We start from the raw sequence: 12,022 nt of genomic DNA on the forward strand, positions 1-12,022 counted from the left end.
TTGATTGAGTGTTAATTTAGGTGAAATCAGCATATATATCAAGCTTTATTCAGCTAAGCTAACTTAATAAAAAGTGATAAAGTTTTTTAAATAACAAAGAAATAAATTTTAGACTTAACAATCCGTTTTTTTACTCATTAACGGACCAGTTAAAGAAGGATTAAATGCGAAAGTTAACACCAAATATATCAGAGTAATACTCTACATTGCGCTGAGACTTAACAAGTAATGAAACGATTTTTCACTACTTATTATTAGTTGCTTTAGTATATTTAATACTCGAATAGTTATTTGTTTTTATTGAGGTGAGTTAATTCTTCAATGCGGTCTTGTGTTAACGTGATATAACATTTTTTATAGGCGATAGCTGCGCTTTCGTCTGGTGCGAGGACTAAATACTGCCAACGACAGTTATTTTCTCGGTAGCTGATAAAGTTTCGCTGAGAGCGCTTAAACATATCAAGCGATGTACTTCGTCCATTGTGAAGTGATAACTCTTCTAAAATAAAGGTTTGATTATTTATCCAGGTTTGTAATTCACGATCTTTCTTATCTCTAATACCATCTAAACACCGAGATACATCGGCTGTACTGTCCATAGTTTTTTCGCACAGATCAACCGTATTTTTAGCCATTAAAGAGCTTGAGAACAGCAGGGCGCTGACTAATATGTATCTACTAAGTGTTTTATTATTCATAGCTAATATTTATGCTGGAAGTACTTTTTTGTACGGTTTAACAGTAACGTTTTTATAAACGCCTGCCGCGATGTAAGGGTCTTCGTCAGCCCACTGTTGAGCAGCTACTAAACTGTCGAACTTTGCAATAATAAGTGAGCCAGTAAAGCCTGCATCGCCTGGATTTTCGCTATCGATAGCTGGACAAGGTCCGGCTACTAGTAATCTTCCTTGATTTTGCAACATACGCAATCGGTCTAAATGACTTTCGCGTACACTCATTCTCAGCGCTAAGCTGTTCTCAACATCTTCACTATAAATAAGGTAAAACATTTTATATCCAAAATATTAAATTAAAAATACGTATTACAAATACTAAATTATTCTTGTTTCTCTGTTTTTTGTTCTGAGTCTTCTTGTTCTTCAGGCATATATTTATAAAGAGATAACACTGAGCCAATGGCAAATATAAACGTCATGGCAGTTAAACCAAATACCTTAAAATTAACCCAAGTTTCTAAACTAAAATTAAAGGCAATGTACCAGTTAAGAAAACCACAAAGCGCGAAAAACAATGCCCAAGCTAAGTTTAGTCTGTTCCAAATGTTTTCAGGTAAGGTTAGGGCTTCACCTAAAAACTCTTTCATAATGTTTTTATTAAATAATTTTTGACTCACTAAAAGTGCAATTGCGAAAATCCCTTGGATAATCGTCACTTTCCATTTCAAGAAAGTATCATCATGCATATATATAGTTAAGCCTCCAAAAACGGCAATTAGACCGAAGAAAATCAAATTTCTTTTTGGAATGGGCTGCTTTTTAATTAAAAAATAAGCTATTTGAATGGCGGAAGCGACGATTAGTGCGCCAGTAGCCCAATAGATATCGGCGAATTTATAAAATACGAAAAAAATAACCAGTGGAATATATTCTAAAAATGCGTGCATAAATTCAGTATCAAAAATAACAATGTATCGATTCTACTCAAAGCTCAAGACATACGCCACTCTATTTAGTTAGCTAAAATGTAATAATTTTTAAAAGTCAGGAATAAACGCAGGTTTAGCCCTGAACTTTGAGTCAAGTTATTTACGTTATATCGCCCAGCTTAATATAGCTTAAGCTTGCTTATAACCAAAAGGGTCGTCGATTGAGTAGGAAGGCTCCGTGAACCACTTTGCGCCAGTTTCTGTCATATAAAAATGGTCTTCTAAACGAATACCAAATTCATTAGGTATTACCAGCATGGGTTCATTAGAAAAACACATACCTTTAGTCAGTGGCGTTCTATCGCTGCGAACTAAATATGGCCATTCATGAATATCCAGACCTACACCATGACCTGTTCTATGAGGGCATCCAGGTGTTTGGTAATCAGGTCCTAAGTTTTGGCTTGCTAAGTAAGCTCTTGCTGCAACATCAACATCACCACAAGCAACACCTATTTTGGCTGCGTCGAATGCAGCTTCTTGTGCTAATTTTTCAACCAACCACATATCTCGCTGGCGTTGGTTTGGCTCGCCAAAAACATAGGTACGGGTAATATCTGAGTTATATCCTTCAACCTGACAACCGGTATCAATGAGTACAATGTCATTTTCTTCGAGTGCTTTGGGTGATTTAACACCGTGAGGGTATGAAGAATCTTCACCGAAAAGTACAATACAAAAGTATGAACCAGCAGGTGCACCCACTTTACGGTGAGCTTGATCAATAAAATCAGTCACTTCTTGCACTGTTATACCTACATGCAATATACGAGCTACCGCTTTGTGAACTTCAATAGTCATGTTTTTTGCCTGTTGTAACAAGGCTATTTCAGTATCAGACTTTTCTGCTCTACAACCTGCCGTTACACATTTAGCGTCGATAAGTGTTAACGCTGGGGCTGCTTTTTTAATACCGTCTGCAATAAAAAATGCGGCAGACTCATCAATGGCTAATTGACCTGTTGTTATGCCAATTTCACTTAACGTTTGTGATACTAACTGATAAGGGCTTTCATGCTCTTGCCAACCTTTAATTTCACCTTTTATCGTCATGTACTGACTCAGCGTGTTAACTTCAAAATAAGGAGTAATATATTTTATTTCTCCTTGCTGAGGAATAATAGCGCCCACCATACGTTCACTGGCATACCAGCGTGTACCTGTGAAGTAGTATAAATTTGTTCCTGCATCAATATAGGTAGCTGCTATATTATTTTCAGCCATGATCGCTTGTGCTTTTTTAATACGTTGTTTAAATTCAGCCTCAGAAATCGCTTTTACCTGATTTGTCATATTAGCTAATTTTTCAAGCTCGATTTTTGCGGTAGAGCCGCCAACACCTATAGTCATACTTGTTCCTTAACAATAAAAAATACCGCTATATTTTATACATAATATGAAGTTATGTATCGTAATATTTAAGTTAAATACTATGGGTAAATGTTAATGGGAGAAATTAAATTTAAGCTTTAGCGGTCAATCTTAGTAATCTAGATATAAAATAAAACTATCAAATAACAAAGGATCCCCTATGCGTCAAAAAGTCGAGTTTATCAGTGGAGAACACAAACTTAGTGGTTTGCTAGAAACCCCAGAATCTGATGTTAAATTTTATGCACTATTTGCCCATTGCTTTACTTGTGGTAAAGACATTGCGGCGGCATCACGTATAAGCCGAGCGCTAGTTAGAAAAGGAATTGCCGTGTTAAGGTTCGACTTTACCGGTTTAGGAAATAGCGATGGTGACTTTGCAAATAGTAACTTTTCCTCAAATATAAGAGACTTAATTGCCGCTGCGGATTTTCTTCGTACAACATATCAAGCGCCGAGATTGCTTATTGGTCATAGCTTGGGTGGTGCAGCAGTGCTTAATGTTGCTCAACAGGTTGAAGAAGCTATGGCCATAGTCACTATTGGGGCTCCATCTGATGCCGAACATGTCGCTCATAACTTTGCATTACAAGTCGATGATATTGAAAAGTACGGTAAAGCAGAAGTGAACTTGGCTGGACGTGTGTTTACTATCGAAAAACAGTTTTTAGATGACATTAAACGCTACGATACCAGTCGCATTGGTAATTTAAGGAAAGCACTTTTAGTCATGCATTCACCCATTGACAGTACCGTTAATATCAGTGAAGCGGAAAAAATATATCAAGCGGCCTTACATCCTAAAAGCTTTGTTAGTTTAGATGACGCGGATCATTTATTAACGAATAAGCGTGATGCCGAGTATGCTGCCGATGTAATTTCGGCGTGGGCAGGGCGATATATAACACATGATAAAAGTGTTAATAAAGACGTTAGCAACGTTATGTCTTCAATGAACGCTTCTAAAACAAGTGCTGAATATGGGAAAACTGAAATTACTAAAGGTCATGTGATTGTTGAAGAAAAAAATCATAAATTTACTCAGCATGTAAGCACAGCTAGCCACTATTGGCTTGCAGATGAGCCAGAAAGTGTTGGTGGCAATAATATGGGTCCTGATCCTTATGAGCATTTACTTGCCGGTTTAGGCGCCTGTACTGCTATGACACTTCGTATGTATGCCACACGCAAAAATCTTGCTATAAAACATATAAAAGTTGAACTAAAGCATAGTCGAAATTATTTACTTGATTGCCAAGAGTGTGAAGAGCAAAGCCAAGGTATTGAAGCCATAGTGCGTGAAATTAGTTTTATTGGTGAGTTAGACGCTAAGCAACAAGCACGATTTTTAGAAATAGCAGATAAATGCCCAGTCCATAAAACCTTGCACAATAACGTAAAAGTCATCAGTAAGTTGGTCAATTAATCTGATGGTTTTTAAGGTGATAGCATAGTCAGTAACGCTACAAATAACTTTCTGATGTTAGTAATGTTTATGTACTTTCTTTTCAAAGTTATTTACATTAGTCGCATTACCTTTTTATGAAAATAAAAAAAATACGCTGACTAAGCTGTTACTTTTTGATGAAATCCAGGAGCTATAATGGAATCGCATGGAGATTACAAAATTAATCTGACTGGAAATGTAGTACATATATATCCATCAGGAAGCTTTAATCAAGAAGGTGTTAAGCAATTAAACGATAAAGTTTTATTAATTGCTCCTCAAAACTCTCCTTGGGCCTTGCTAGCTCACGCCGATGAATCTGCTGGTTTAACACCTGAAGCGGTTAACGAAATAATTAATTTTTTTCAGCAGATAAGTAAAGAAAACTGTGTCGTTATAGGCATTGCAGCTTTACCAACTTGGCAAGGGGGGCTTGAAAAATCAATCAAAGAAAATGCTGATATTACTATACCCGTTTATCTGGATGCTAACTTATCGAAATTAGATTCATTGATTAAAAAAATCATGGATAGTGCTTAAGTATATGAGAAAGTTAATTTTATTAGCGCTTTTGGTTGTTGTGTTTACTGAGGTTTTTAAGATTAAACCTTTTACAAATTTCACTTGAAAATAATATATTTGAAGAGCGCTTTATGTCTAATTCAATGTCTTTAGAAAAAATATTTATGATTTTAGCCATTATACTTGGCTTGGGTTCAACGGTTGATTTAATTTATAACTTAGTGACTTTAAACTTTCAATTAGCTGAAATATTGCGCTGTAGCTTCAATATCGTTATTGCTTTATTGATATACCTATACGCGAATAAGAAACATAAAGAAAAGCTTAACTCTCTTGTGTAGACGTTTATTAACGGTAATTTAAACCTTATACACACAACAAAGAAAATATAACATGCTAGGATTAATACTTATGGCGAATCAAGTCTTGATTCATGGAGTGTAGATGAAATCTGTTATAAATTTATTGATTGTCATCATCTCTTTATTAAGCCTATTTGCTGGCATAGCAAAAGTTATCCATAGCCCTGATGAAGTTCAGTTTTTACAACATTTCATGTTTAATGACTTTGCTATTACCCTCTATGGTGTCATTCAAATTTTCGCTGCAGCTTTGCTTTCAATGGGACATTTTTTTACTTATCACAAGGTTGCGAAAGTGGGGGCAGTTTTCGTCGCTTTAGCCTTTCTATTATCAAGTGTTTTAATCTTTGTTAGCGGAAGCTTTATTTTTGCATTGATTTCATTATTACCTGTCGCTTGCACAGCCTTAATTATTCGTCAAATGCACTTGAACAATAACATCAACACGAACACCAACACCTAAAGTTTCGAGGGTTTAGCCTTAGTTCTCGATTAACCTTTTTAAGCTATTTTCATTTCATTACTTATCTTACTAAGCTTTGTTCTATATCAAAGAAACGTTGAATCTTGTGTGTTATTTTTAAGTAATATACATCAGCTGAGAGGGTATTATGAACAGTATATTAGTGATTGCAGATTTATCGGAAAGTAAGCAAGTGGCTATTCAGCGCGCTTGTGAACTTGCTAAAAGCAGCCATAATTCTTTACATATTGTTTACTTTTGTTATCAAAGTTTACGACTTATTGATGATGATCCACAAAAGATACAACAAACAATAATAGATGCAGTTAAACAAGATGCAAAAAAATCACTCAAGACAATAGTCCCTGAAGGAGTTAACTACAGTTTTGACGTTGTTTGGGAAAAGCGTATTTATAATTGGATAAATAATTACGCAGAAGAACATAGCCCAACCATGGTGGTAAAAACGGCACACCGAAGTGAGACTTTTTTGTACACGTCAACTGATTGGCAATTATTACGCGAATGCCCAGCACCTGTTTTTATTGTCAGTGATAATAAATGGCGCAAATCACCTAATGTATTAGCCGCAATAGATCTAGAAACCAAACGCAAAAGTAAACAAGCGTTAAACCATCAAATATTGAAAGCCGCTAAAGTATTTTCTCAAACCAATGAAGCGGAATTATTTGTATGCTACACCGTAGTATTTTCAAAAGTATTACGTGACTTAGGTATTCACTTCAAAGACGAGTTAGAGCTTAAGGCAGCTAAAACCTTAAAAACCCAAATAGAAACGTTGGCTGTTGAATACGACATACCTGTCGCTAACTTTCATGTTAAAGCAGGCGAACCAGAAAAGGTTATTCCCAGCATTGCCGCGCAGCAAAAAGCAGGCTTAGTTGTCATAGGTACGGTTGGGCGTAAAGGTTTGCAAGCTAAAGTACTAGGGAATACTGCGGAGAAAATTTTGAGTTTGTTGAAATCAGATGTACTTGCTTTAAAGCCAGAGTAATTAAGGCTATAACGTAAAGTGACTCCATGCTTACTGACAGAATTGAAAGCTTTGTAGGCGTTGTTATTTAGGCATTGTTATTTAGACGTTGTCATTTGAAAGGTGTGATTTTAAAGGCTTAACTTGAAAGGTGAAAAATAAAAACTTCGGCACAAGTAGCCGAAGTTTTATATTGTAAAATAAGTTACTGCTTAATTATTTTTTTTCAGCGTTTATCAGCTCTGCTACTTTTTCGTTATGCTGCACTAATGGCAACATGCCTTTAAGTAAACGACCAAATATATCTGCACCAGTAATAATGCGTCTAGTTTCGCCCCACACTAATAACACATCGTGTTCAATAACACCGTCGAAGTTTTTATCAATTGAGGTGTTCACTTTCATTTGTAAAATAGCTTCGTTTAATGACGTAGTTTCATCTGAGATAACAACCGGGCGATGACAATAACTGTAAGGGTCAAAGTTCTCTGACTGAAACAGTGCGCTTCGTAAAAAACCATCAGCATCAATAACTAATAATGGTGTACCTTCAAGGTTTGTTATAACCACCCAGCTGTGACCTGACTCATTGAGCATAGTTAAAAAAGGATCATTAGCACCAGAGTATGTGTCAGGCAAAATAGGCAAATCAAGCTTTGTTGGTAACGCTATAATAGAGCTTGGGTCTAACACTTCACCTTCTTCAGTGACCTTAATTTCATCTAAGGCAAAAAAGTTTAACGCGCCGATACCTTCAACATGGTTTAAATCAGCTTCTTCGGCACGTATATGCTCTTTAATAATATTACCGAGTTCACTCTCCCCTAAGTAGGTAATACCTTCTTTACCTAACCATGCATCTAGAATGAGTGCGCTTGGTCGCGCCACGGGGTAAAGAACAAATTGGTAGAAACGAATAATCGGAGCTAGCATGCTGCCCATTTTTAAAGCGTTACGAGAAAAGTAAGCTTGTGGTGTTATTTCACCCACGATGGTAATGGCTATTGTTGAGAATAAAAACGCGCCAACACCGGCTAATACTGAATCTGACAACATGGTTAATAAAACATTAATTCCTACGTTGCCCCATAAAATAGTAGCAAGTAAAAAGTTAGAATCGTTTCTTAACGTTAATACAATTTTGGCGGCTTTATTGCCTTTATTCGCTTCTACTTCTAACTGCAGTCTACTCAGTGAAAAAAAAGCTAAATTTAATCCTGAAAAAATAGCTGATTGTGAAATACAAAACACAATAGCAATCCAGGTGATAGTTTCTACAGGCATTACTTAAATCCTCTTTTTACTTTTCTTAAAGTAGCAGTAAGCTACCTAATCCTAAAAATACAACGAAACCAACAATGTCGGTTACTGTGGTTAAAATAACCGCGCCAGATAAGGCAGGGTCAATATTCAATTTATTCAAAATGGCAGGGATCATAACGCCGGATGCCGATGCCGTCAGTAAATTTAATAAGATTGCTAAGGCAATAACGAAACTCAGTTGTGCATTGTCAAACCAAAAGTAGGTAATTACGCCAATAACAAGCGACCAAATTATACCGTTTAGCCCACCAACTTTTAATTCCTTACGTAATAGTACTTTTCTGTTTTGTTCTGTTATCTGACCTAATGCCATACCTCGAACAATAACGGTTAACGTTTGGCTACCTGAAACCCCACCCATTGATGCTACAACAGGCATTAAAACAGCTAAAGCCACCACTTGTTGCAAGGTAGCTTCAAAAAAGCCAATAAACCAAGAGGCTAAAAATGCAGTAATTAAATTAATACCAAGCCAAATGCCACGGTTTTTGGCACTGGTTCTAACACTTGAAAATAAATCTTCGTCGGTAGATAAACCGGCTGCACTGTTAATTTGCTCTGTTTGTGTTTCTTGTTTGACTTGATAAGCCGTCTCAACGGTAAAACGGCCAAGGAAGTGGTCGTTTTCATCAACAACAGGCAATGACATTTTACCCGATAAAATTACAGCTTCTGCCGCCGAAGTTAATTCTTCATTACCATTGAGTTTAATGGTTTCAGGCGAAAACAATGTTTTTAGGGTACTTTCAGCATCACTTTGAATTAAGCTGTTAATGTCAACAGTGCCAGTTAGAACACCCTCTTTATTTACTGCATAAAAGTCTTCTGTATAAGGAGATAAGCCTTTTTGTAATAATAATTGCGCACTGGTTATTTTAAGCTTTTCAGAAATACGGACATAATTGTAATCTAGCCAATGGCCGACCTGATCAACAGTAAACTGTTGTGCTTGTTGATAAAGTTTTCGCTGCGAGTCGTCTAGATTTTTGATCGCATATTTTAATAATCGACTCGGTATTTCTTCTGCAATTTCAATTACATCGTCAACGTCAAGTTGAGCGAGTAGTTCGAAGCACTCATCATCACTTAACGCCTGAATTAAGCTTGTTCTTGTGCCTTGTCCCATATCGACAAAAGCATCTTTTTGAATGTCTTCTGGGTACGTAGCCCAGACGCTTAAACGTTTATCTTGTGGCAGAGCTTCAATTAATAGCGCGAACTGCTCTGCTACAAGAGTTTCATTTGCAGCAAGCATTATTTGGGCTATGTCTTGCTCATGCTCTGCAATGAGAATGTCGTCGATAACTAAGGATAATTTATCAATAGTATTTTCTAACATTGGTTAATCCTTAAAACCGTTTTAATAACGGGATATGATCTTTATTGAGTAATGAATTGTATAACACTTGTGGTTAACTATTATGGTGTTAATTTTATTCGTATTTACAGGTAATTGTATTACAATCAGGTAGAAATAAGTTAGCTTTAATAACAAAATAGTTAAGTTTATTTTACAGTTTTTTGTTACTGATTCTCAGGTGTTTATAAAAGCTGAGAATAGGGTTAATAAATTATCCCGTTTTATTCGGGGCATATTGAGAGTATAAAATGATAAAATGTATGTTGATTTCACCTACACAAGAAACCGTTATCGGTAGTCGTGAATTAATAAGTCAATGGCAGGAAAATAACGACACTACGTTATGGATTGATCTTGATAACGTTGACTTAGAAGAAGAGAAAAAAATATTAACAGAATTTAAATGTCATCCTCTTGCGATCAACGATGTGCTGCGTGAGCGCCATCCTCCTAAAATTGAACTGTTTAAAGATTATATCTTTATGTTGTATCGCGGCATTGTTGCTAACGATGACAGCCTGAAATTCAATCATTTACAAATAAGTATGTTTATCGGCAAGCGCGTGTTAATTACTCGACATCCACAAAGTTCGTTAGCGATTAACGAGTTATTTTGTGAAATAGGTGAAAAGTACCTTAAGCGTAGTCCTGTTCATTTAGCACTAAGACTTTTCCATAGCAGCTGTGGTTACTACCTTAAAGAAATGTTTAGTTTTGAAGCTGAGCTAGAAAGAATTGAAGATGACTTTCAATTAAGTGGTAACGACCAAATGATGAAACAAATTACCTCTTATCGTTCACAACTGGTTAAAATAAGACGTACTTTTAATTATCACGTAAACATGGGTGAAACCTTAAAAGCTTATGTTGATGATGAAGACACTGATTTAATCACTGATAAAGAAACTCATACGGTGAATGACTTACGTGAACGTCTCGACCGCCTGCTCAGTTTGTCGCAAATGTATTATGATATTTGTGGTGATTTAATTAATGGTTATATGTCAGTAACATCACATCAACTGAATGCTACTATGCGAGTATTAACGGTTATTACAGCATTATTTGTGCCGTTAACTTTTCTCGCCGGTATCTACGGTATGAACTTTGAATATATACCTGAGCTAAAAGCTGATAATGGTTACTTCATCTTATTAGGTGTTATGGCTGTGGTTTCAGTCGTATTGCTAATCGTATTTAAGCGAAAACGCTGGTTATAGCAATGTTAACTCATAGAAATATGGGTTAAAACTAGATTGAATAGGAAGTTATGCCGAGTCAAAACGGTATAGCTTCCTAATATAAATTACATCAGAGCTTATTAAATTACACTGATGGTTTTAGCGGGGTGTGTTCGACTTTAAGCCATTTTTTACTCAGGCCAATCCATATTGGGCTACTCAGTAATGATAACGAGATAACACATAAGGCTAATTGGTAACCATACTCATTAATAATACTTGCCTGATGACCAACAGCAGCTAGCACAAAACTAAACTCACCTATTTGCGATAACAACACTCCAGCATAAAGACTCTCTTTCCAACTGAATTTTGACAACTTTAAAATAATAGCATTGATGAAAATATTAGTAATTAATGCGGCCATCACTAAAATAGCAGTTTGTTGCCAATGACTTATTAAAAAACTAATGTCTAGCAACATGCCTACTGAAACAAAAAACAAGGCAACAAATAACACCCTAAATGAATCTAAAGTCCGATGTACCCATAAGGTTTCTTTAGCTGCTCCCACAAGCATACCAGCAATAAATGCTCCTAAAGCGGTTGACAGCTCAAACCATGCTGTGAGCATAGCTAAGCCAAAACAAATACCTAATGCAGCAAAAAGTTGTAATTCATGATCACCCTTTAACCACTTTGATAGCGGTAAATGTACTTGTTTACGGGTAATTACAAAGGCGAATAATGCAACGGCGAATAGCGTGCCGACACCTTGTTTTACTAATTGAACATTGTCGATGTTACCCGCACCAAGTAACCCTATGATAATCAGCATAGGAATAATGGCTAAGTCTTGCGCGAGTAAAATACCTAATGCACTTTGCCCTAAGCTAGATGAAAGCATGCCATTATCTTGTAGTAATTTGATAACAATAGCGGTACTACTCAGGCTGATAACAAAGCCAATTAATACAATGCGAGCTAAACTCCAGTCAAACCAAATACCTAATAACCAAACGCAACCAACACTGAGTATAATTTGCATCAAGGTACCGAAAATAATGAGTTTCCAGTTTTCGACTAATTTATGAATGTCGGTTTCCATACCAACAAAAAACAACAGTAAAACCACGCCCGCTGTGCCTAAACGTGAAATACTGTCAATGTCGGTAACTAAACCAAAGCCCCAAGGACCGATAAAAATTCCTGCAATTAAATAAGCGACGACATGGGGTTGTCGAAAAAATTTCAAGATAAAGCCTAACAACAGTATAAAGAAAATAGCGCCCACCGCTTGAGGTAAAAATGGGTCCATGTGCATAGCTGTTAA

General features: G+C 36.2%; 13 protein-coding genes. 6 read left to right on the forward strand and 7 right to left on the reverse strand.

Annotation, left to right across the window (positions count from 1 at the left end; genetic code table 11):
* Positions 1-287: 287 nt before the first annotated feature.
* From H4J50_RS10850 to H4J50_RS10865, 4 genes are all read right to left on the reverse strand, one after another.
* Complete coding sequence (locus H4J50_RS10850; RefSeq protein WP_162533750.1) at positions 288-635, reverse strand: lysozyme inhibitor LprI family protein; 348 nt, start codon at positions 633-635, stop codon at positions 288-290.
* A 72-nt stretch (positions 636-707) separates the two neighbouring features.
* On the reverse strand, positions 708-1,010 hold the full coding sequence (locus H4J50_RS10855; RefSeq protein ID WP_108455873.1) for a YciI family protein: 303 nt from the start codon (positions 1,008-1,010) through the stop codon (positions 708-710).
* Between the two features lie 47 nt (positions 1,011-1,057).
* Positions 1,058-1,624: a septation protein A gene (locus H4J50_RS10860; protein WP_108455874.1), complete on the reverse strand. Its 567-nt coding sequence runs from the start codon at positions 1,622-1,624 to the stop codon at positions 1,058-1,060.
* Positions 1,625-1,795: 171 nt separating this feature from the next.
* Entirely contained in the window at positions 1,796-3,016 is a 1,221-nt protein-coding gene (locus H4J50_RS10865) for a Xaa-Pro peptidase family protein (protein WP_182256348.1), read from the reverse strand.
* Positions 3,017-3,197: 181 nt separating this feature from the next.
* Here H4J50_RS10865 and H4J50_RS10870 point away from each other — a divergent pair, with 181 nt between their 5' ends.
* The 5 genes from H4J50_RS10870 (at position 3,198) to H4J50_RS10890 (ending at position 6,846) form a co-directional block, all read left to right on the forward strand.
* A complete protein-coding gene (locus H4J50_RS10870) occupies positions 3,198-4,463 on the forward strand; it encodes a bifunctional alpha/beta hydrolase/OsmC family protein (RefSeq protein ID WP_182256350.1) in 1,266 nt (421 codons plus the stop codon).
* Between the two features lie 177 nt (positions 4,464-4,640).
* Positions 4,641-5,024 carry a hypothetical protein gene (locus H4J50_RS10875; RefSeq protein WP_182256352.1) on the forward strand — a complete coding sequence of 128 codons (384 nt, stop codon included), beginning with the start codon at positions 4,641-4,643 and terminating at the stop codon, positions 5,022-5,024.
* 113 nt (positions 5,025-5,137) lie between these two features.
* Positions 5,138-5,347: a hypothetical protein gene (locus H4J50_RS10880; RefSeq protein ID WP_182256353.1), complete on the forward strand. Its 210-nt coding sequence runs from the start codon at positions 5,138-5,140 to the stop codon at positions 5,345-5,347.
* 103 nt (positions 5,348-5,450) lie between these two features.
* A complete protein-coding gene (locus H4J50_RS10885) occupies positions 5,451-5,831 on the forward strand; it encodes a hypothetical protein (RefSeq protein ID WP_182256355.1) in 381 nt (126 codons plus the stop codon).
* Positions 5,832-5,979: 148 nt separating this feature from the next.
* Positions 5,980-6,846: a universal stress protein gene (locus H4J50_RS10890; RefSeq protein ID WP_182256357.1), complete on the forward strand. Its 867-nt coding sequence runs from the start codon at positions 5,980-5,982 to the stop codon at positions 6,844-6,846.
* Positions 6,847-7,041: 195 nt separating this feature from the next.
* Here the strand turns inward: H4J50_RS10890 and H4J50_RS10895 are convergent, their stop codons facing one another.
* Both H4J50_RS10895 and H4J50_RS10900 read right to left on the reverse strand, forming a co-directional pair.
* Entirely contained in the window at positions 7,042-8,109 is a 1,068-nt protein-coding gene (locus H4J50_RS10895) for a DUF21 domain-containing protein (RefSeq protein WP_108455881.1), read from the reverse strand.
* 25 nt (positions 8,110-8,134) lie between these two features.
* Complete coding sequence (locus H4J50_RS10900; RefSeq protein ID WP_108455882.1) at positions 8,135-9,487, reverse strand: magnesium transporter; 1,353 nt, start codon at positions 9,485-9,487, stop codon at positions 8,135-8,137.
* A 281-nt stretch (positions 9,488-9,768) separates the two neighbouring features.
* On the opposite strand from H4J50_RS10900, the gene H4J50_RS10905 reads away from it, so the two are divergent.
* The gene (locus H4J50_RS10905) at positions 9,769-10,728 is read left to right on the forward strand and encodes a magnesium transporter CorA family protein (protein WP_182256359.1); all 960 of its coding nucleotides are present in this window, start codon (positions 9,769-9,771) and stop codon (positions 10,726-10,728) included.
* Positions 10,729-10,834: 106 nt separating this feature from the next.
* Here the strand turns inward: H4J50_RS10905 and H4J50_RS10910 are convergent.
* The coding region (locus H4J50_RS10910) for a cation:proton antiporter (protein ID WP_220466168.1) at positions 10,835-12,022 on the reverse strand (1,188 nt) is incomplete at its 5' end.

Origin of the sequence: Colwellia sp. 6M3 (assembly GCF_014077595.1) — a bacterium.
GTDB lineage: Bacteria > Pseudomonadota > Gammaproteobacteria > Enterobacterales > Alteromonadaceae > Cognaticolwellia.